We start from the raw sequence: 22,192 nt of genomic DNA, 5'->3' as shown, positions 1-22,192 counted from the left end.
CTCTCACCTCATAAGATATTTTATAGTATTAATTATATTAATTTCATTACTTAAAAGAACTTTAATATGAAATAAATTAAATCAAATAATATATATACCAAACTACTATTATCTAAATTATTATTTATTATTGTTAAGAAATATTTAGGCTTATCGGTGAAATGATATGTGTGGAATTATTGGATATATTGGAGATGAAAAGGCATCAAAGGTATTATTAAATGGTTTAAAAAGATTGGAATATAGAGGATATGACAGTTGTGGGATTGGTATTATTAATAAAGACAGATTAATTATTAAAAAGGATGTTGGAAAAGTTGATGAAGTATCTAAAAAAGAGGATTTTTTAAGTGTTGAGGGTAATATAGGAGTAGGACATTGTCTTCATCCAGACACTTATATTATTCTATCAGATGGAAGGATAAAAAAGATTTCTGAAATTGATGATAAAAATGAGGTTTTATCAGTTAATTTTGAAGATTTGAAACTATATAACAAAAAAATCAAAAAGTTTAAACATAAAGCACCAAAGGTATTATATAAGATAAAAACACCTTTTTCTGAACTTATCACAACTGGAGAACATAAACTGTTTGTGGTAGAAAATGGAAAGATAGTTGAGAAATGTGTTGAGGATTTGAATGGTAGTGAGTTAATTGGTATAGTAAGGAAGTTAAATTATAATTTTAATGATAAAGTTGAGTTTAAGACAATAAAAAATACAAATCCAATCAAATTCCCAAAAACCCCTACTCCCGAATTAATGCAAATTGTTGGTTATATTATTGGAAAAGGTTATTTTTCTTCAAATAGAATGTTGAGATTAAAAGATGAAAGAAAAGATGTCTTGGAATATTACAATAAACTATTTAATAATGTTTTTAACTTAGAAGGAAATATCAAAAAAGATAATGGTTATTACATATTGGAGATAAACAACAAATACTTGGTGGATTGGTTTAAAAAGAACATTCCAGAGTTGTTAAATAAAAGAACTCCAGAATTTGTATTTAGATTAAATAATGATTTAGTTGCATCATATTTAAGGGGAATATTTGATGCAGAAGGTTATATAGGAGTTGATGCTAAGCAAATTGGTATAGGAATGACTTCTGAATGTCTTATAAAAGAAATTCAGTTCTTGTTGTTGAGATTTGGAATTTTAGCATCATATTCAAAAATGGAGAGAGAAGAGAAATATTATACTAATGTATATAAACTTCTTATAAGTGATAAAAAATCCTTTGAATTATTTAAGAAATACATTGGCTTTACTGCAAAGGACAAAATAGAGAAATTAATTAATATATTAAACAAAATGAAAGGACTTAACTTTAGATATATTTCAGTTCCAATGACTAAAAAAGAAATAATAGAATTTGTAGGCGTTTCATTAAAAACAATAAAAAATGAAGATAACTATTGCACTGATTACACAATAGAAAAGATTATTAAAGAATTAAATAGTAGAGGATTATATGACAAAGCAAACTACCTAAAAAAATTTTTAAATGGAGATGTAGTTTGGTCAAAATTTGAGATTGAAAAGATTGAGTCAGATGTTGAGTATGTTTATGATTTAGAGGTTGAAGATTATCACAACTTTATTGGAAACCTAATAATTAATCATAACTCAAGATGGGCAACGCATGGTAATGTAAGTAAAGAAAACGCTCATCCACACACTGATTGCAATGATGAAATAGCAGTGGTTCATAATGGAATAATTTCTAACTATAAAGTATTAAAGGAGGAGTTAATTAAAAAAGGGCATAAGTTTAAATCAGATACAGATACAGAGGTTATTTCTCATTTAATTGAAGAAGAATTAAAGAAATTTGAATATATAAATGAAGAGAATTACATAAAAGCTGTTAAAAATGCAATTAAAAAACTAAAAGGAACTTATGCATTAGCCATAATAAATAAAAACTTTCCAAACCTATTAATTGGAGCAAGAAATGAAAGTCCCCTAATTTTAGGAGTTGGAAATAATAGTTATTATTTAGGTAGCGATGTTACAGCATTTTTAGATTATACAAATAAGGCGATTCCTTTAGAAGATGGCGATATTGTCATAATTAAAAAAGAAAATGATAATTATAAAGTTGTTATAGAGAATGATGGAAAAATTGTAAAAAGAGACGTAATAAAAATTGATTGGGACATAAGCTCTGCTGAAAAGATGGGATATCCTCACTTTATGTTAAAGGAGATTATGGAACAGCCAGAAGTTTTAAAAATCTCTGCTAAAATATCCTCTGAGGAAATTAGAAAATTAGCTAAATGCATCAAAGATTATGAAAGGGTTTATTTTGTTGCTATGGGAACATCACTACATGCGGCAATGGTTGCTGAGTATCTATTTTCAAAGTTAGGAAAAGTTGTTATTGCCTGTGATGCATCAGAGTTTTTAAATAAAGGGGTGGTAGATGAAAAAACATTGGTTATAGGAATTACTCAAAGTGGAGAAACTTATGATACTTTAAAGGCTTTAAGATTCGCTAAGAAAAATAAAGCTAAAACAGGAGTTATAGTAAATGTTATTGGAAGTTCTGCAACAAGAGAGGCGGATATAACCATTATGATGGGTGCAGGAATTGAGATTGCTGTTTGTGCTACTAAAACTTACACTTCTCAATTAATGATAATTTACAGACTGTTTATAGAGTATGGAAAACTTATTGGTAGGGATATGAGTAAATATGAAAATGAAATTGAAAAAATCCCTGACTATGTAAGAGAGGTTTTAAATAAAAAAGATATAATTAAAAATATTTCTCAAAATCTAAAGGTAAATAACTACATATTTATATCTAAGGGGATAAATATTGTTAGTGCATTAGAAGGGGCTTTGAAGTTTAAAGAAATTACCTACTTACATGCAGAGGGAATGAGTGGAGGTATGTTAAAGCATGGGACAATATCACTAATAGATGAAAATATTGATACTATAGCAATAGTGCCACCAAGAAGTTCATCAGTGTATGAGTCATTATTATCAAATATTGAAGAAGTTTTAGCAAGAGGAGGAAAGGTAGTGGCTATAACTCCAATTGAGATTGATAACACATATAACATATTAGTTCCAGAAGTTATTGAAGAGATTTCTCCAATTGTCTATGCTCCTGCCTTTCAATTGTTAGCATATTATAAAGCTGTTGAACTTGGAAGAGATGTTGATAAACCAAGAGGTTTAGCTAAGAGTGTTACAGTGGAATAAAACCTTATACTTAGGAAATAGTTGCAATAGTTCTTACAAAGCCTCCCCCATCCCCTACTGGAACGCTCTGTCCGTATTTTCCACAGTAACCTACACTTAGTTTAAAATCTTTTGTAACGGCATCTACCTTAAATAATATATCCAAGATTTCTCCACTTAATCCAGCATCTTTTAAAACTTGAGTTAATTCTCCATTTTCAATTAAATATGCTTCAACTGCACTAAACTGGAATAAACCTTTACCAGTATCAACCTGTCCTCCCCTTGAACCTTTTAAAAATATTCCTTCTTTTGTATCCTCTAAGAGTTCTTCAAATGACCAATCTCCTGGTTTTATATAAGTATTACTCAGTCTTACAATTGGCTTATTTAATCCCTCTGATCTACCATTTCCTGTTAATTCAGCATTCATTCTACCAGCGGTTTCTCTTGAATGTAGATAAGTTTTTAAAATTCCATTTTCAATAATAACTGTCTTTTTTCCTTCAACTCCTTCATCATCATATTTGTAAGAACCAAAGGCATCTTTAACCGTAGCGTCATCTATAACTGTTACATATTCACTCCCAACTCTCTCTCCTAACTTGTCTTTAAATACACTATCATTTTGTAAAACTAAATCAGCCTCTGAAGCATGTCCAACAGCTTCATGTATAAAAACTCCAGCCAACTCTGGATCTAATATCACTTTAAATTTTCCTTTTGGGCAATTTTTTGCTTTAAGTAATCTTAAAGCTCTATTTTTTGCCTCTATAGATAAATTTAAATAATTATCCAATATTTTCTCAAATCCAAAACCCCCAGTTCTTTCAGCACCATATTGCAAATTTCCATTTTCTTTAGCAACGCAATTCATATACATTATGCATCTTGTTATTTCTCCTTCAATTCTTGAACCTTCACTATTTATAAATAGTTTTTTACCCAATACATCAGAATAGCTAACAGATATACTTTTAATTTTTTCATCCATCATATTTTTGTAGGCATCTATTATTATATCTTTCTTTTCATCAATATCCACTTCGACAGGATTTATTTTTCCAATCATTTGGTAATTATCTACTATCGCCTTATAATCTTTTAGAGATACTTCTTTTACTGAATATTCATTTGAAATTTTAGCCATTTTATATGCCTTATTTATTAAGTTTTCAATTTCTTTTTCATTTATAATATTTGATGAAGCAAATCCCCAACCATTTTTATATAAAATCCTAACAGCAACTCCTTGTCCTAATCCAGAAGATATCTCTTCTATTTTTCCATCCTTTAATATTATGGAGTTGGTTTGCCCAGAATGTATTCTTAAATCTGCATAATCTCCTACTTCTAAGAGTTTTTCCAATTTTTCTATATTGATACTGTTAATCATAAAATCACCATCACATTTTATATATTCTCTTCATGTTAATATTTTATTTGTCATTATAACTCACAATCTATCTATAAAAAAATTTAGGTGGGATTATGAAAAAATTTATTCTATTTGTATTAATAAATGTTCTTCCAATAGCTATAATTGGATGGTATTTGTATGAAAATATTGGAGGAGCAGAATCATTAAATGAAGTTATAGAAAACTCTCCATTTAAAGAATTTACATACATTGACCACGATGTTATTATGAATAACAAAGAAAATATAAGGAATATAAATGGAATTTACAAAGACCTTTTAATATTTATTAATGGAGTTTATATTAGTAGTGATGGTAATACTGTTGGAATAAAAGTTCCTATGGCATTTATATTTAAATATATAAAAATTGATGATTATAAGTATTACAACGGTTGTATTATAAAAGGTAATGGTAATTTAGGGAAAGCAACACCAAATGATTTAACAGTTTTAATTCCTCAAAACTTTAAGGACATTGTTATTTATAATAGAGATAGCGTTATAGCTGGGGTAATTACTAATAACGAAACTGTATATGTGTGGGTTTTCAGGAAGAAAGGAAATATTACCGCAGAAACGATAAAATTATATTTTGAGAATATAAAAAAACATAATCCAGATTTAATTGAATATAAAGTTATTGATTTTAAAGATAAATTTTATGTATATCTTAGATATAGAGGACATTATTTAGAATTAAACAAATTAACATAAAATAGAATAAAAATGGGATAAAATGAAAGTTGTTATTACAAGACCTAAGGAAAGATCTGAGGTATTTGCTAAACTATTAAAAAAAGAAGGTTTTGAGCCAATATTATTTCCTACTCTGGAGATAGTTTATAACAAAGATGTTAATGTTGATTTAAATAAATATGATTGGATTATTTTTACATCTCCGAGTGGCGTTATTGGATTATACAACATATTGGACGATAGAAAAAAAGATAGGGTTAAAGATAAAAAAATTGCTGTCATTGGAGAAAAAACTGCAAAAACTTTTAAAAAATATTTTGGTAAATCTCCAGATATAATTCCAAAGGAATACACTGCTGAAAAATTATTGGAAGAATTAAAAAAAGTTATTAATGGAAATGAAAGATTTTTAATTCCCACGACTCCCTCAACAAGAGACATTTTAAAAAATAATTTAAATGCAGATTTATTGTTTGTTTATAACTCTGTTGAACCAAAAAATTTAAAAGAAAAGATTGAAAAATTAAAAAAAGAATTAAAAGATGAAAAATTTATTTTAACATTTACAAGTGGATTAACTGCTAAAAACTTTTTTAAATATGTTAATAACGAATTTTCCAAGATTATAGAGAAAAACTATATTGTGGCAATAGGTCCAATAACTGGAAAAGTTATTGAAGAATTTGGATTTAAACCTTTACTACCTAAAATATACACTATTGAGGGAATTATGGAAGTTATAAAAAATATTAAATAAATTACAAAGAGTGTGGTGGGGTTTTATAGATGATAAATGTAAATGATAGAAATTTAATAAAAAAAGCCATTGAAAAAATAAACAAACTGTCTGAAAAAGTTGATAAGTTGAAAATAATGCACGTATGTGGTAGTCATGAACATACAATCTGTAAATATGGAATTAGAGACATTCTTCCTGAAAATATTACTGTAATTCCTGGCCCAGGTTGTCCTGTATGCGTTACTACACAAAAAGAGATTGATACAGCAATTTATTTGGCTGATAATGGATATGTTATTACAACACTTGGAGATATGTATAGAGTTCCGGGAAGTGAAAAATCGTTGATGGAAAAACAGGCAGAGGGTTGTGATGTTAGAATTGTTTATAGTATTAGTGAAGCTGTAAAAATGGCTAAGAAAGAAAGAGATAAAAAATTTGTTTTTGTGGCAATTGGCTTTGAAACAACTGCTCCAACAACAGGAGCAGAGTTAATTAGTTTAAAAGATAAAGATATTGATAACTTTTTTATTTTAAACTGTCATAGGCAAACCCCTCCAATTATGGAATTTTTGCTAAGTGAAAAAACATACATAGATGCATTTATTTGCCCCGGACATGTTTCAACGATAACTGGATTAAAGCCATATTATAAGCCATGCGAAAAATATAAGGTTCCAATGGTCGTTGCTGGATTTGAACCAATAGATGTATTAATGGCTATAATTATGATATTAAAGCAAGTAATAACTGAAAATATAAAGGTTGAAAATGAATATATAAGGGCTGTAAAACCAGAAGGGAATGTATTGGCTCAAAAGATAATAAACGAAGTTTTTGAAAGTATAGATGTGCCTTGGAGAGGGTTTCCAATTATAAAAAATGGTGGGTTTGGATTAAGAGAGAAATATAAAAAGTTTGACATTTATGAGCATGAAGATATTCCAGAGATTAAAGAAAAAATCCCAAAAGGTTGTATATGTGATAAAATATTAAGAGGAGAAAAACTACCAACGGATTGTCCATTATTTGGGAAAGTATGTAATCCATTAAATCCAGTAGGTAGTTGTATGGTTTCAGATGAAGGAACTTGTAGAATATTTTATAAGTATAGAAGAATTTAAAAATTCTATTTTATGACAACTCTCCGCCTAAAGTAGAGGCTTTAGGAGAGGAGCTTATGGGTTGCTAAGCCCACTATCCTTACCGTAGCAAAGCGAGGGCTACGAAATCTGTAAGGATTTCGTTTAATCCCTCTCGGAATTCGGGACTACATATAGAACAATATACATAAAATAAATCCTAATCCCCTCCCGTTTCCCATTTCCATAGCATATCGTAGTATTTAACAATATATCATACAAACCGATAGCTATGGAAATGGGTTATCTTCAACCCAAGTTTCATTGGGAATACAATTCTCTCTGCCATAGGTTCATTGGACTTCCGGGCTGAACGGAAACAGCCCCAGAAATCTTTTTATCAGATTAAAGACAGCAATAGTATCTCTATCTGCATAGAAACCACAATCGAAGCAATACATTAGCCTCGAAGGCAGAGCCCTCTCATCGGCTATATAACAATATTGTCTCACTGATATTTAGAAGCTGCTACAAACCCTATCTCCTTGCTTCGCAAGGAGAGTAATGAAATCTGAAAGATAACAGAGATTCTTAGCAACAATTTATGTAAATAATCTACAAATGTGTTTTTGCAAACTCTTGTAGTTTTTTAAGAGTTCCAAAATTCAACAATCCAATATCAGTTATTCCAATAACTTCAGAATTTAGATAATCTTTTTTTATAACTTTTGATGAAGGAGGATTGTTAATTAGATCATTTCCCGGAGACAATGGATTAAATGCTGGTAAAACAATATATTTTTTATTTAATAAATAAATTGGAAATTTTATAATTGCTCCTACTTCATCTCTAAGTTTTATTGAAGGATGCTCATGCCCCAAAATCCAATATTTTTTCTCTAACAAATCCTTAGAAACTTTTAGATTTTTATCTCCATGAAAAATTAAATAATTATCTAATATAAAATAATCATAAACTTCATAACCAGTAGAAGATATAAATGTGTCATGATTTCCTTTAATTAAAATAACATTAACATATTCTTTAACAAAATCAATAAACTCTTTCAATAATTTAATTTCTCTTGGATAGGGCTTAAAATTATGCTTTATATCTCCATTAATTATTAAATTGTTAATTTTATATTTTTCAATTATTGATAATATATTTTTTACAACAATATCCTTTTGTAACAGTGGAAAATTAGCTCCTCCCTCGTTGAAAAATATGTCAAAACCTATATGTGTATCTGAAATAATTCCATAATCTTTATAAATCAAGCATCTATCAATTGTTATATAGAAATCATTAATTTTAAGTTTATCCTCCATAAAACCACTCTTAAAAAATTAAAATAAGAGAATAAATCATTAGCTTTATGCCTGCTCGACCAACAATCTTGCAGTTTCTGGAGTGTATCTCCAATCTGGTGGCAAAACTCCTCTTGACTTGTAGTATTTTACTAATCTTCTAATTTTTGATTCTATTAATTGTAATCCTCTCTTTGAGTGTAAATCCTTTGGATGCTGTTCTAAGTGTTTTCTTAAATTGACTGCTCTTCTCATTAAGTTTAATAAATCTTCTGGAACTTTTGGATATAAGCCATGTTCTTTCATAATTTTACTTATTTTTTTACCAGTAATTAATTTAACATCTGGTATTCCATAAGTGTCTCTCAATATTAAACCAATCTGTGCTGACTGATAACCTTTCTTAGCTAACTCTACTACTAACTCTTCTACTTGCTCCGGTGTATATTGGACCCATTCAGGAGGTTCTTTCCTGAAGGGTCTCTTTGAACCGGAGCGACCTCTTTTTCTTGCGTGCATTCTTGCCATTATTATCACCCGATGGTCGCCAGTCCAAAGAGACCTGGCGTTTTTTAACTTTTTATTTTTTTCTTATTTTCTATAGGAATAGAAATGTTTTTATTTATGTTGTCAAAATTTATATTTTAACTTTTGTAGTTTTTAATGAAAATCTATAAAAGACCTATTTATAATTTTTGGTGAATACCATGTTATTAAAAGTTGAAGATTTGCATGTTCATAGAGGTAACAGGGAAATATTAAAGGGAATAAATTTAGAGGTAAAGGAGAATGAGATACACGCAATAATTGGACCTAATGGAGCGGGTAAATCCACATTGGCATACACAATAATGGGAGTTTCTGGTTACAAACCAAGTAAAGGAAGAATTATTTTTAAAGGAGTTGATATAACAAATAAGAGCATTACTGAAAGAGCGAGAATGGGATTAACCTTAGCGTGGCAAGAGCCCGCGAGATTTGAAGGAATTAAGGTTAAAACATATTTAACCTTAGGTATGAATGAGAAATATAAAAAAGATAAAGAAACTATGGAGCAAAAAATTAGGGAATCTCTGGAGTTGGTTAAATTAGACCCTGATAAGTATTTAGATAGATATGTTGATGAAACATTAAGTGGAGGAGAAAGAAAGAGGGTTGAATTGGCATCCATAATATGTATGGAACCAGATTTAGCTATTCTTGATGAGCCAGATAGTGGAATTGACATTGTATCATTTGACGAAATAAAAAGAATTTTTGATTATTTAAAAGAAAAAGGATGCTCTTTATTGGTTGTTACCCATAGAGAGGAACTTGCAGAGAGTGCTGATGTTGTTTCTTTAATTTGCAATGGAGAAGTTATAAAAAGTGGAGATCCAAAGGAAGTTGGAGAATTTTACAAGAAAAATTGTGGAAAATGTTACAAGTTTCAAAGAGATTAAAATTTAAAGTGTATGGGGGATTAATATGGTTAAAGAAGAATTGATGGAAATAATGGAGGCATTAAAATATACATCAGATAATCCTGAAAAAGTTGTTCATGGAATAGGTCCAAGAATTATAGTTAAAGAAAATAAAATAATAAATATTGAAAAATCTGAGGGAATAATATTGGATGGAAAAGAAGAAGGAGATAGGTTAAAAGTAAAGATGGTCGTAAAGAAAGGTTATAAATTTAAAGAACCAATACATATGTGTTTTGGTATTACTAAGGAAAATGTATCTCAAATTATAGATGTAGAAATTGTATTAGAGGAGAATAGTGCTATATCATTAATGTCTCACTGTTCATTTTTAAAGGGTAAGGGAATTAAACATATTATGAATGGAGTTATAAAAATTGGAAAAAATGCAAGATTTTCTTATAATGAGTATCACTATCACGGTATGGAAGGAGACATTTTAGTAAAACCAACAGTAAAAGTAGAAATTGACGAAGGGGGAATATATACTTCAAACTTTACCCTAACAAAAGGTAGAATTGGTACATTGGATATTTATCAAGAAATTGATGCTAAGAAGGATGCTATAATTGATATAATGACGAGAACTTATGCTATAAAAGATGATGTGGTTAAAGTTGATGAAATAGTTAAATTAAATGGAGAGAATGCAAAGTGTATTATAAAAAGTAGAGGAGCGGCGATGGATAACTCTAAGATATCCTTAAAATTAAAAATTGAAGGAAATGCTCCATACTGTAAAGGACATATTGACTGTGCAGAGATTACAAAAGGAAATGCAGAAGTTGAATCAATTCCAATACTCGTTGTTAGAGATGACAGAGCGAGAATTACCCATGAAGCGGCAATAGGTAGCGTTGATAAAAAACAGTTAGAGACATTGATGGCTAAGGGATTAGATGAGGATGAAGCTACAGAAATAATAGTTAAAGGTATGATTGGGGATTTATAGCCATCCATAGGGGATTCACCCCCTATGGTTCAAGATACTTCCAAATATTTGCCTTTTTTGTTTAATTTTGAATTAGAATAAAAAGAATATAACAAAAATTTGTGTTTTACAATAGTTTCACATTAGTATTTTTATAATGTTTGTTTGTTAAAATATATTTATAACCCAATTTCATATTAGTATATATTTAAAAAACTATTGGAGGTAAGATTATGGAAAAAATAGCAGTATTGGCATATTCTGGAGGATTAGATACAAGCTGTTGTTTAAAGTTATTGGAAGATAAGTATGGGTATAAGGTAATTTCTGTCTGTGTAGATGTTGGACAGCCAGAAGAAGAAATAAAGGAGGTGGAAGAGAAAGCCAAAAAACTTGGAGTTTTAAAGCACTATACAATAGATGCAAAAGAAGAGTTTGTCAAAGATTATATATATAGGGCTATAAAGGCAAATGCGGTTTATGAAGGTTATCCATTATCAACAGCATTGGCAAGACCTCTAATAGCTTATAAAGTTGTTGAAGTTGCTTTAAAAGAGAATGCTGAGGCAGTAGCTCATGGATGCACAGGAAAGGGTAATGATCAATTCAGATTTGAGACAACTATAAGAATCAAAGCACCACATTTAAAAATTATTGCTCCTATTAGAGATTTAAACTTAACGAGAGTTGAAGAAATTGAGTATGCAAAAGAAAAAGGAATTCCAATCCCTACAGAGAGCAAAAAATATAGTATAGACGAAAACTTATGGGGAAGAAGTATTGAAGGTAGTGAATTAGAGAATCCTAACTTTGTTCCACCAGAAGAGATATATGCATGGACTAAAAACCCAGTAGAAGATAAAGAAGAAGAGATTGTTGAGATTGAATTTAAAGAAGGAATTCCAATAGCTATAAATGGAGAGAAATTAGAACCAGTTGAGTTGATAAAGAAGGCTAATGAGATTGCCGGAAAACATGGAGTTGGAAGAATAGACATTATGGAAGATAGAATTATTGGATTAAAATCAAGAGAAAACTATGAATGTCCAGGGGCTGTTTTATTATTAACAGCTCACAAAGCTTTAGAGCAGTTAGTTTTAACAAGAGATGAACTTAGATTTAAAGAGATAGTTGATAGCTTATACGGAGAATTGATTTATAAAGGATTGTGGTTTGACCCATTAAGGGAAGATTTAGATGCATTTATAGATAAAACTCAAGAAAGAGTTACTGGAACTGTGAAAGTTAAATTATTTGGAGGAACTGCAAGAGTTGTTGGTAGATACAGTGATTATGCATTGTATAGCAAAGAGATGGTTTCGTTTGATGAAAAGGAGATTGACCAAAAAGAACTTGCAGGAATGGTTAAATATCATGGATTGCAGGCAATGTTATACGAGTTAGTTAAAAAAAGGTTTAAAAAATAATTTTTAATGCTATTAAAAATAAGGTGAGAAATGATGGTTGTAGAATATTTAAAAAAACTCTCAAAATTACACGGAATTTCTGGAAGAGAAGATAGTGTTAGAGAATTTATGAAAAAAGAATTAGAAAAATACTGTGATGAGGTAATTATTGACAACTTTGGAAATTTAATTGCTAAAAGAGGCAATAGTGGAAAGAAAATTATGATTGCCGCTCATATGGATGAGATTGGTTTGATGGTTAAATACATTGATGAAAATGGTTTTTTAAAATTCACAAAAATTGGAGGAATTTATGACCCAACTATATTAAATCAAAAAGTTGTAGTTCATGGAAGTAAAGGAGATTTAATTGGTGTTCTTGGTTCTAAGCCACCACACAGAATGAAAGAGGATGAAAGAAATAAATTAATAAAATATGAAGATATGTTTATAGATATAGGAGCTGAAAGTAAAGAAGAGGCTATAAAGATGGGAGTTAATATTGGAACATGGGTTTCCTTTTTGAGTGAAGTTTATGAGTTAGGAAAACATAGATTGACAGGAAAAGCATTTGATGATAGAGTTGGATGTGCTGTCCTCTTAGAAGTTATGAAAAGATTATCTAAAAAAGATATTGACTGTCAAGTTTATGCAGTTGGAACAGTCCAAGAAGAAGTTGGATTAAAGGGGGCAAAAGTTTCAGCGTTTAAAATAAATCCAGATGTTGCTATTGTATTAGATGTAACAATAGCAGGAGACCACCCTGGAATTAAAAAAGAAGATGCTCCAGTTGATTTAGGTAAAGGGCCAGTTATTGGAATAGTAGATGCATCAGGAAGAGGTTTAATAGCACATCCAAAGGTTTTAGAGATGATTAGAGCAGTTTCTGAAAAGTATAAGATAGATGTTCAGTGGGAAGTTGGAGAAGGAGGAACTACTGATGCTACAGCAATACATTTAACAAGAGAGGGAATTCCTACTGGTGTTATCTCAGTTCCAGCAAGATACATCCATACACCAGTTGAAGTTATTGATAAAAGAGATTTAGAAAAAACAGTTGATTTAGTATATTACACTATAAAAGAGGTTAATAATTTCTTCTAAAAATTTTAAAAACTTAAAGCATAACAGATAATTCCACAAACTGTCCAAGCCATCAAACCTTTTTTATAAATAGATACTTCATCTATCTTTCTAAAAACTTTTTTTCTATCAACATTCAATTTTCCATAGGGAAAGCCACCGACTATAAAGGTGTCATAATTTTTCAATTGATAGGGTTTTGTTAATTTCCCTTGTTTAGTCATTAAAGCAATTTTTTTAGCATTAATTTCATTTAACAACTCTTCTAAACTTTTTTCTTCCAATTTTATTAAAGGATTTCTTTTCCCTTTTAAAACATCTTCCATAACTCCTAAAAACCTAAAATAATTTCTTGGTAACCTTACTTCAGGATTTATCTTTAAAACTTTATCATCATAAGTATGAACATAAATGTTTAATTTTCCTTCGTGATTTATAGGACTATCTAAGATATTTAAAAGGGAGATGTGAACAATATCTGGCCTGCCTCTCATTCTTTTATCTTTTAAGTTTTCCATAACCTTATAATGATAATTAGAATCTAATATATCATATTTATAAACTCTGGACTTTTTTATTTTGTTTTTTATTTCCTCAGGTATCAATTCAAGGGCCGATTTTGCTAAAATTATATTATACATATTTTATTCCTCATCTATATTTAAGTATATTTAATTTCTATGTTCTTTAGTAGCATCTAACACTGTATAACTAATTTTTGCATTATCCAATCTTTTAATAACTTTCTCAGCCATTTTTCCAGTTATTAAAGCGATAACATTAGAACCTCTATTGCAAGCATTTACTATACCTTCTGGAACAGCAAATCTTATATCTGGTTTAATATTTAACTTTCTCGCTACAACGTAGGCAACAGTTCCCATTGTGGCTACAACATAATTATCGGTCTTATTAAGATAATCTTTAATTAAATCAAAATTGACAGCCCTTGAACCCCCAATAACTTCTGGTGGGATTTTGAATACTATAACCCTTCCCTTTGGAACATCTATAATTCCTTTAATTTCACAGATAGAAATATCTTCTCCCTTTTTTCCTCCATACAATACTTTAGCCTTTGCCTCTCCTTTAGGTTTCTTTGAAGCATACAATAAACCTTCTTTCATATATAAATATACAGTTTCTCCATCTTTAACATCCTCATCTGCAATTGCTGGCCATATATCTTTATATCTATAAACTGCAGAATTAATTTCATCTAAGTATTCTCTAAATTCAGATATCCAATTTTTCAACTTTCTTAAACCTTTTTCAGTAACTACATACTCACCTCTACCTCTTGACTTAACATAACCCTCCTTAACTAAATTCCTTATGTGCTCTGAAACTGCCTGAACCGTTATTCCTAAATTTTCAGCAATGTCTTTTTGTTTTATATGTGGCTGTTTTCTTATAATTTCAGACAAAACTTGAAATTCAGTTATACTTCTCTTCTTCATATAAACTCCCTCATAAATTTTAATTTGGATATATTATAACTTATATATCACTCAGTATTTAAATGTTAAAGATTACTTTAATTAATAGATTATAAGATTATTATAATGTATCTAAATACCGAATTATAGATTATAGGTGATACCATATGGATATATTATTAGTAAATGATGATGGTATTTATTCTCCCTCATTGATAGCATTATATAAATCTTTAAAAGAAGAGTTTCCTGATGCTAATATAACCATAGTAGCCCCAACAAATCAGCAGAGTGGTATTGGAAGAGCAATAAGTTTATTTGAACCTTTAAGAATGACTAAAGTTAAATTAACTAAAGATATTGTTGGCTATGCTGTTTCAGGAACTCCAACTGATTGTGTAATTTTGGGAATATATCAAATATTAAAAAAAGTTCCTGATTTAGTTATATCAGGAATAAATATTGGAGAAAATCTTGGAACTGAAATAATGACCTCTGGAACCTTGGGAGCGGCATTTGAAGCTGCCCACCATGGATCTAAGGCAATAGCATCATCTTTACAGATAACATCAGACCATTTAAAATTCAGAGAGTTAGAAATTCCTATAAATTTTGAAATTCCTGCAAAGATTACCACAAAAATTGCTAAAAAATATTTAGATTATGATATGCCCTGCGATGTTTTAAATGTAAATATTCCAGAAAAAGCCAACTTAGAGACACCAATAGAGATTACAAGATTGGCTAAGAGGATGTATTCTACTCATGTAGAGGAGAGAATAGATCCAAGAGGTAGAAGCTATTACTGGATTGATGGATATCCAATATACGAAGATGAGGAAGATACTGATGTTTATGTTTTGAGAAAAAAAGGACATATTTCAATAACTCCCCTAACATTAGATACTACTATTAAAAATTTAGAGGAATTTAAAAAGAAATATGGAAAAATTTTATGTGAAATTAAAAAATAATGTTAAATTTATTAAATTTATTTATCTTTATTGTTTAATATTGATTAATTTTAAATATTACAATTACAAAAAAATATAAGGTTTTGAATAAGAAAAAAGGTGGTTTTATTGACTTGCACTATAATAGTTGGTGGACAATGGGGAGACGAAGGAAAAGGAAAGATAATAAGCTATATTTGTGATAAAGACAAGCCATCAATTATTGCGAGAGGTGGAGTAGGACCTAATGCAGGACATACAGTAACTATTGGAGAAAAATCTTATGGAATTAGAATGATACCAACAGGATTTCCATACAAAGAGGCAAAATTAGCAATAGGGGCTGGTGTTTTGGTAGATCCTGAAGTTTTGTTAAGAGAGGTTGAAATGCTCAAAGATTTTAATGTTAGAGAAAGATTAATCGTAGATTATAGATGTGGAATTATTGAAGAAAAACACAAAATTATGGATAGAAAGGATGAACACTTAGCTAAAGAGATTGGAACTACAGGAAGTGGTTGCGGTCCTGCAAATGTTGATAGAGTATTAAGGATTTTAAAACAGGCGAAAGATATTGAAGAGTTAAAAGAATTTTTAGGAGATGTTTCTGAGGAAGTAAATGATGCTTTAGATAGGGATGAAAATGTTTTAATTGAAGGAACACAAGGGACTTTATTATCATTATATTATGGAACCTATCCTTATGTAACTTCTAAGGATACAACTGCATCATCATTTGCCGCTGATGTTGGAATAGGTCCTACAAGAGTTGATGAGGTTATTGTTGTATTCAAAAGTTATCCTACAAGAGTTGGTTCTGGCCCATTTCCAACTGAAATGTCATTAGAAGAGGCTGAAGATTTAGGAATTGTTGAATATGGAACAGTTACTGGAAGAAGGAGAAGAGTAGGGTATTTTGACTTTGAATTAGCAAGAAAAGCTTGCAGGTTGAATGGAGCTACACAAATAGCCTTAACTGGATTAGATAAATATGATAAAGAGTGTTATGGAGTAACAGAATATGAAAAGCTTAGTGAAAAAGCTAAAGAATTTATAAACAAGATTGAAGAAGCTACTGGAGTTCCAGTGACTATAATTTCTACAGGTCCAGAAATGCATCAAACAATTGATTTAAGAAATGAGAAATTATAAAATTTTATTTTAATTTTTTTATGAATGTTTTTCTTTAGCAATAATATTTGACTGTCTGAAAGTTTCAAGAATGTTTTCATACTCTATTTGACTAATACTACCTTCTTCAGCCTTGATATCTAAAGTAACTTTTTTAAAACGTGATGTTAATAATTTCAATATACTTATAATTTCTCTTAATCCACCAATCCCAGGCTCTAAGGTTAATTGCAAGTGAATAGAGTTTATATTTTTATCTATGCTTTCTTCAATAGTTTCACTTTCTTTTTCTTTTTTATCTCTTTCTTTAGTTTCTTCTATTGATATTGATGGAGTTGTAGTTTCCGTTTGAATTATTTTGTTTGATACTTTTTCATCATAAATGACTTCTTGTGTATATTGCTTACCACTCTCTCTTTCTTTTTCTTTATCTTTTAATATTTCGCAGAAATCTTTTCTTATAATAATTTCATTATCATCAAGAGTTACCTTTGCCTTTTCACCAAGATACTTGCAACATATTTCTTCATTTATATAACCTAAACCAAATCTTCCTTCCTCTACTCCTTGTTGAATGGCACTTACAATAACTGACTTATCTTTTAACATGGACATGCCTGGTGTTTTTAAATGGCTTTCATATAGCAATTTTGTAAATATGTAATCCTTTCCATTGAGATATTTTAGTTCAATAACTCTTGGATCCATTTTTTCTAAAAGTTTATTTTCTTCTTTTAATTTTTCATGGATAATTTCATCAATTGTCTTTTTTACGCCTATTGGTCTTATACCCAAATCTATCTCATCATAACCGTCTTTCTTTGGAGTAATTACAATTCTATAAAGTTCTACTATTTTTTGTTTTAAATCTTCTTCTAACCTTTTTATATTGTTTCTAATCTCCTCTTTTTCATCACTTGTAACTTCAAGAGATCCTTTTTTTGCTCTATTGTATATTTTGTTCCATGCAAGGTATTCTCTAACTAACCTGTTGAATGTTGTTCTTTCACTTTCGCGTGGAACAAGGAAGATTAACGTATTCTTATAAACTCTCTCTCCATCTCCATATGATTGAATTATCTGTAAGATTTTATCTTTATCATGCTCTCTTAAAATAACAAGTTTTAATTTTTCATTGTCAGGAATATCCTTTGATTTTTCTGGCCATAGGTAAGTATTGAATAATTTTTTCAATTGATGTTTTAAGAGTTTAGCCTCTATGTCTTTTATTTCTTCATCTCCTATGTTACTCATCTCATCAATTACAAGCTTTCTTATATTTGGCTTAGTGCTGAAGAAGTATTTTCCATTCTTTTTATGAAGGTATAGTAGATTATTTTCTAAGTGTAAAATAGCCTCTCCAACGATACTACTTGAGTATCTTAAATCTGCACAGGAAAGTTTAATTTCTTTAGTTGTAGCTCCTTTTGTATGACTTCCGCTAAATGAATACATGAATATAACTGTTGATGCCTTAGTACCTATTTTATAATTTTCATAAGATTCTCCAAGCATCTTATCTACTTTCTTTGCACCAGAATTTTGAGATGTTATATCAGCATCAATAACTGAGTAGTATCTACTCTCTCCTATTATATCAATAAGTTCATCTCTAATATCTTTAACACTTAAATCAAAATCTGCAAGTCTAATAAATGGAATTTCCTTACCCATCAATGTGTATATTACAAGTGAAAGTAATCTTAAAACTCCTCTTGTTCTTTGGAATTTTGGCAAACTCCCCCATCTGTGATATAGGACATCAATAACTTCTGGCTGGAATGGATAACTCTTTAAGAATTTTTGTTTGTATTGGTAAGCGTTGAGACCTTCTGGGATTAGATTTTCCTTATCAAGATACTTTACAATTTCATCTACGATGTTTTTTATTTCATCTTCATCAACTCTTTTGAATAATCTCCTTCTTATAACATCAGTAACCTCATCCTCTTGCACTGGTGTAAATACTCTTTGAGATCTTCCAGCAATCTTTTGTAGTTTTTGGAAATATTCTTCAGCCTTTTCTGAGTAATGCTCTAAGATACTTGATGGTAATGTCATAACCAATATTACTTTATCAGTTGCTTTAACTGCCTCTGTTAGCTCATGTATAAATGCAAGTGTTTGATCTGCAAGTGTTGTTTCTCCTACTTTAACTCCTGAAGCTTTAACCATATATTCAAGCAACTCATCTACAAGTATCATTACTGGCTTGTTCTCTTCAAGTAATTTCATAATCTTTGCCTTTCCTGGAGATGTGTCTCCTTTTGTTATCTCTACTTTATTAGTAAGTTGTTTTTCCATCTCTTCCCATAATTTTGTTTCTTTAGCATCAAATACAGTTCCATCGAGGACTACAACTTTCGCATTCCATTCTCGGGCTTTGTGATATAGGGCTATTAAAGAGTGTGTTTTCCCTCCTCCAAATGGTGTTTGTAATTGGATTATAGCATCTCCAACACCATCAATCAATCTCTTTCTCGCAATTTCTAAGAGATTTTTTAGACCATTTGTCTCATAAGTCCTCTCCCAAAAAAGTTCAGGATTTCTATATTCTTCAGGCCCTCTATTTTGATATACACTCCATAAATCTGCGGCAAATGTATCCAATGTAAATTTTCCCTCCTTTATGTCATCATGTGGTATTGCTATTTGGTAGAATGGTTTCATAACCATGATTATCACGCTTATATTTTGTTATCAACTATTTTAGATAATAATATATACCATATTTATAAATTTATGAATTATGTATTTTGTCCCACAAATTTCTTGACAATGTCTTTTATTCCTATCTTATAATTTGTGGTGAGATTATGTATCCTGACAAGCCAATGCCTAATTTAGATAATGATTTATTAGGTATAAAAGAAAAGGCAGAAGCAATAAAGAATTTTATTAAAGTTAGGGAAGATTAGTTAAAAGAAAATATTTAGAAGTTAAACGATATAAATATAGAGTTGAGCATTTAAAATATATATCCACTGTTTTTTCAGGAGGATACACAAGAAATTCAAGACCATATTTTAATATGTATGTTGATGCAATTATAAAAAACTAATATGAAGATTTAATAAAAAAAAGATTATTTAAATCCATATCCATTCACAAAACTATTTGAAATGGCTGAGACATTATTGTAACTATAAATTATATAATTATATCTGGTGATTTAAATGTTTAAAAGAGTTAAAATCAACTCATTTAGGAGTATATCCACCCTTGAAATTGACGATTTAAAAAGAGTTAATTTATTTGTTGGTAAAAATAACTGTGGTAAAACTTCCGTTCTTGAAGGAATTTATTTATTAAGCAACCCACTCTCCATTCTAAATTTAGTTAATATTAGAAATTTTGGGGAAAAGTATGATTTTGAAACCATTAGCAACTTAATATTGTCAATGTTTAGAAATATGGATGTGGATATTCCTATTGAGATTGAAGGGGATTTTGACACCAATATAAAAAAGAAGATTGAAATAGAGTATGATACTGATTTTATTATTCAATATGAGGAATTCGAAGGTGATTTACCTATAGGATTAAAAATAAAATACATAATAAATGGAAATTCAAATCTTGATGAAAATTGTTTTAATATATTGGTTAATGAAAGAAAATTAATAATTAGTGAGAATAAATCAAAAAAGTCCATAATACCACTACGTATGGGGTTAAGAATACCGATTCTCCCTTTACGTGCAGGATTTAAAAAATATTCGGAAGTGTATGGTGTGGGAAAATCAAAATATTTATCTCCAAAAATAAATTTAAAGGATATGATAAAACTAATGGATAACCTTCAAATTTCAAAAGAAATAGGTAATATAATTAAAACATTACAAAAAATAGAACCCTCTATAAAGGATTTGAGAATAGGAGCATATGATAATATATATTGTGATACTGGGGCTGAAAAACTTATGCCAATAAATGTAATGGGAGATGGACTCTTAAGAATGCTATCTATATTATTAGTAATGTATAATGCAAAAGATGGTTACGTGTTTATTGATGAAATTGAGAATGGTTTGCATTACTCTTCATTGGAAGTATTGTGGAAGGGAATATTTGAAGCATCAAAAGAATTTAATGTGCAGGTGTTTGCTACAACTCACTCATGGGAGTGCATTGCTGCATATAGAAAAGTTTATGATGAATATGTAAATGAAATGGATGGAATTAGACTATATAGAATTGAAAAAGAAGATGATGATTTTATAGTTATAGATTACGATGAAGAGAGTATGAAAGTGGCTCTTGAGGAGAAGTGGGAGATGAGATAATGCCCAGTGAAAATAAAACAATCAAAGTAAAGTCAGAAAATGAAAAAATTGAATCAGAGAAAGTTCTTTTTGTTGAAGGAAAAGATGAAGAAAATTTTTTTGAAGAACTTTTGAATTATATGGGGATAACTGATGTTCAAATAATATCTTATGAGGGTAAAGATAATCTAAAAAATAAATTAGAAGCAATAACTAAAACACCGGGTTTTTCAAAAGTGCAGATCTTTGGAATTGTTAGAGATGCTGATGAGGATGTAAGAGGGGCGTTTCAAAGTGTTAGAGACACTTTAAAAAATGTCTTAAAAAATAATCCATATATAAAGAAGAAATTAAAAAACACAGTTGTTCAAATTTAGAAGAAATACTTCCAAAAGAACCGAATACTTTTTCCAATGGATTCATAAGGATTGGAATTTATATAATGCCCAATAATAAAGACAAGGGAATGTTGGAAGATTTATGCTTAAAATCTGTTAAAGACAGTCCATTAATCAAATGCGTTGATAGATTATTTGAGTGTGCTAATCAAATGTATGAAAATGGTGAAGTAAAGAAATATTTTGAAAAATATGAATATTTTAAAAATAAGGAATTTTATAGAAAAATTTTTTCAGAATCTAATGGTAAAATTAAAAACATTGCAAAGGCAAAAGCACAAGCATACTTATCAGTTATGCCCATAATTGTTAAGTCTGTAGGGGAAGGAGCAAAAAAAGGATATTGGAACTTTGAATCAGAAGAACTTAATGAGTTGAAAAAGTTTTTAGAATATTTTAAAAACACCTTATAATGTAAGTTGTGCTATAAGAATTTATATTGAGATTATTGCAAAATAAGGAGTTTAAGGTTCAGGAATTTAGCATTTAACTTAAAAATCCTAACGAAAAATTTCCATATAAAGTTAAACCTAAAGAAATTAAGATTTAATTCTAAAATTAAAGTTCATTACGAATAAAAATAAGTGTCGTGGGCATTTAATGTGTAAAGCTATGAGAGATATTCCAGAGGAAGATTATATGTTAATTACAGAGATATAAAAACATTGAAT

Annotated in this window: 19 protein-coding genes and 1 pseudogene; 14 read left to right on the top strand and 6 right to left on the bottom strand. The window is 29.5% G+C overall.

Going from position 1 to position 22,192, the window contains the following annotated elements; translation table 11 throughout:
- The first annotated feature begins 166 nt into the window (after nt 1-166).
- The gene (gene glmS / locus KMP69_RS02670; RefSeq protein ID WP_250543620.1) at nt 167-3,223 is read left to right on the top strand and encodes a glutamine--fructose-6-phosphate transaminase (isomerizing); all 3,057 of its coding nucleotides are present in this window, start codon (nt 167-169) and stop codon (nt 3,221-3,223) included.
- Between the two features lie 10 nt (nt 3,224-3,233).
- Here the strand turns inward: glmS and KMP69_RS02665 are convergent, their stop codons facing one another.
- Complete coding sequence (locus KMP69_RS02665; RefSeq protein WP_214400413.1) at nt 3,234-4,598, bottom strand: TldD/PmbA family protein; 1,365 nt, start codon at nt 4,596-4,598, stop codon at nt 3,234-3,236.
- Nucleotides 4,599-4,693: 95 nt separating this feature from the next.
- Between KMP69_RS02665 and KMP69_RS02660 the strand changes: the two genes are divergently transcribed.
- The 3 genes from KMP69_RS02660 to hypD are packed head-to-tail and all read left to right on the top strand — an operon-like array spanning nt 4,694 to nt 7,183.
- Nucleotides 4,694-5,338: a VAR1 protein isolog gene (locus KMP69_RS02660; RefSeq protein WP_214400412.1), complete on the top strand. Its 645-nt coding sequence runs from the start codon at nt 4,694-4,696 to the stop codon at nt 5,336-5,338.
- A 22-nt stretch (nt 5,339-5,360) separates the two neighbouring features.
- Nucleotides 5,361-6,077, top strand: a complete 717-nt coding sequence (locus KMP69_RS02655) for a uroporphyrinogen-III synthase (RefSeq protein ID WP_214400411.1) — start codon at nt 5,361-5,363, stop codon at nt 6,075-6,077.
- Between the two features lie 29 nt (nt 6,078-6,106).
- A complete protein-coding gene (hypD, locus tag KMP69_RS02650) occupies nt 6,107-7,183 on the top strand; it encodes a hydrogenase formation protein HypD (RefSeq protein ID WP_214400410.1) in 1,077 nt (358 codons plus the stop codon).
- A gap of 573 nt (nt 7,184-7,756) precedes the next feature.
- Here hypD and KMP69_RS02640 read toward each other — a convergent pair.
- Together KMP69_RS02640 and KMP69_RS02635 are read right to left on the bottom strand one after the other, a co-directional pair.
- Nucleotides 7,757-8,473, bottom strand: coding sequence for a metallophosphoesterase (locus KMP69_RS02640; protein WP_214400409.1), 717 nt, complete (start codon nt 8,471-8,473; stop codon nt 7,757-7,759).
- Nucleotides 8,474-8,518: 45 nt separating this feature from the next.
- Complete coding sequence (locus KMP69_RS02635; protein ID WP_214400408.1) at nt 8,519-8,980, bottom strand: 30S ribosomal protein S15; 462 nt, start codon at nt 8,978-8,980, stop codon at nt 8,519-8,521.
- Nucleotides 8,981-9,159: 179 nt separating this feature from the next.
- Here KMP69_RS02635 and KMP69_RS02630 point away from each other — a divergent pair, with 179 nt between their 5' ends.
- The 4 genes from KMP69_RS02630 (at nt 9,160) to KMP69_RS02615 (ending at nt 13,356) form a co-directional block, all read left to right on the top strand.
- The gene (locus KMP69_RS02630; protein ID WP_214400407.1) at nt 9,160-9,894 is read left to right on the top strand and encodes an ABC transporter ATP-binding protein; all 735 of its coding nucleotides are present in this window, start codon (nt 9,160-9,162) and stop codon (nt 9,892-9,894) included.
- A 25-nt stretch (nt 9,895-9,919) separates the two neighbouring features.
- On the top strand, nt 9,920-10,867 hold the full coding sequence (locus KMP69_RS02625; protein WP_214400406.1) for a SufB/SufD family protein: 948 nt from the start codon (nt 9,920-9,922) through the stop codon (nt 10,865-10,867).
- A 212-nt stretch (nt 10,868-11,079) separates the two neighbouring features.
- Complete coding sequence (locus tag KMP69_RS02620) at nt 11,080-12,273, top strand: argininosuccinate synthase (protein WP_214400405.1); 1,194 nt, start codon at nt 11,080-11,082, stop codon at nt 12,271-12,273.
- A 30-nt stretch (nt 12,274-12,303) separates the two neighbouring features.
- A complete protein-coding gene (locus tag KMP69_RS02615; RefSeq protein WP_214400404.1) occupies nt 12,304-13,356 on the top strand; it encodes a M42 family metallopeptidase in 1,053 nt (350 codons plus the stop codon).
- 5 nt (nt 13,357-13,361) lie between these two features.
- Here KMP69_RS02615 and KMP69_RS02610 read toward each other — a convergent pair whose 3' ends face one another.
- Together KMP69_RS02610 and KMP69_RS02605 are read right to left on the bottom strand one after the other, a co-directional pair.
- Nucleotides 13,362-13,976 carry a 16S rRNA (pseudouridine(914)-N(1))-methyltransferase Nep1 gene (locus tag KMP69_RS02610; protein WP_214400403.1) on the bottom strand — a complete coding sequence of 205 codons (615 nt, stop codon included), beginning with the start codon at nt 13,974-13,976 and terminating at the stop codon, nt 13,362-13,364.
- Between the two features lie 30 nt (nt 13,977-14,006).
- Entirely contained in the window at nt 14,007-14,795 is a 789-nt protein-coding gene (locus tag KMP69_RS02605; RefSeq protein WP_214400402.1) for a DUF7839 domain-containing protein, read from the bottom strand.
- 146 nt (nt 14,796-14,941) lie between these two features.
- Here KMP69_RS02605 and surE point away from each other — a divergent pair, with 146 nt between their 5' ends.
- Together surE and KMP69_RS02595 are read left to right on the top strand one after the other, a co-directional pair.
- Complete coding sequence (gene surE / locus KMP69_RS02600) at nt 14,942-15,748, top strand: 5'/3'-nucleotidase SurE (RefSeq protein WP_214400401.1); 807 nt, start codon at nt 14,942-14,944, stop codon at nt 15,746-15,748.
- Between the two features lie 108 nt (nt 15,749-15,856).
- Nucleotides 15,857-16,879 carry an adenylosuccinate synthetase gene (locus KMP69_RS02595; protein WP_214400400.1) on the top strand — a complete coding sequence of 341 codons (1,023 nt, stop codon included), beginning with the start codon at nt 15,857-15,859 and terminating at the stop codon, nt 16,877-16,879.
- An 18-nt stretch (nt 16,880-16,897) separates the two neighbouring features.
- On the opposite strand, the gene KMP69_RS02590 is transcribed toward KMP69_RS02595, so the two are convergent.
- The gene (locus KMP69_RS02590; protein ID WP_214400399.1) at nt 16,898-19,534 is read right to left on the bottom strand and encodes an ATP-binding protein; all 2,637 of its coding nucleotides are present in this window, start codon (nt 19,532-19,534) and stop codon (nt 16,898-16,900) included.
- A gap of 500 nt (nt 19,535-20,034) precedes the next feature.
- Between KMP69_RS02590 and KMP69_RS02585 the strand changes: the two genes are divergently transcribed.
- From KMP69_RS02585 to KMP69_RS08215, 4 genes and pseudogenes are all read left to right on the top strand, one after another.
- Entirely contained in the window at nt 20,035-21,144 is a 1,110-nt protein-coding gene (locus tag KMP69_RS02585; protein ID WP_214400398.1) for an AAA family ATPase, read from the top strand.
- The gene (locus tag KMP69_RS08095; RefSeq protein WP_250543619.1) at nt 21,144-21,500 is read left to right on the top strand and encodes a DUF3226 domain-containing protein; all 357 of its coding nucleotides are present in this window, start codon (nt 21,144-21,146) and stop codon (nt 21,498-21,500) included. The genes KMP69_RS02585 and KMP69_RS08095 overlap by 1 nt, the downstream gene beginning before the upstream one ends.
- On the top strand, nt 21,458-21,934 hold the full coding sequence (locus tag KMP69_RS08090; protein ID WP_336244391.1) for a DUF3226 domain-containing protein: 477 nt from the start codon (nt 21,458-21,460) through the stop codon (nt 21,932-21,934). The genes KMP69_RS08095 and KMP69_RS08090 overlap by 43 nt, the downstream gene beginning before the upstream one ends.
- 80 nt (nt 21,935-22,014) lie before the next feature.
- A pseudogene (locus tag KMP69_RS08215) lies at nt 22,015-22,181 on the top strand (EVE domain-containing protein); the annotation flags it as partial.
- Nucleotides 22,182-22,192: the final 11 nt, after the last annotated feature.

Origin of the sequence: Methanocaldococcus lauensis (assembly GCF_902827225.1) — an archaeon.
GTDB lineage: Archaea > AGJL01 > Methanococci > Methanococcales > Methanocaldococcaceae > Methanocaldococcus > Methanocaldococcus lauensis.
This window is presented reverse-complemented; position numbering and strand designations above follow the sequence as displayed.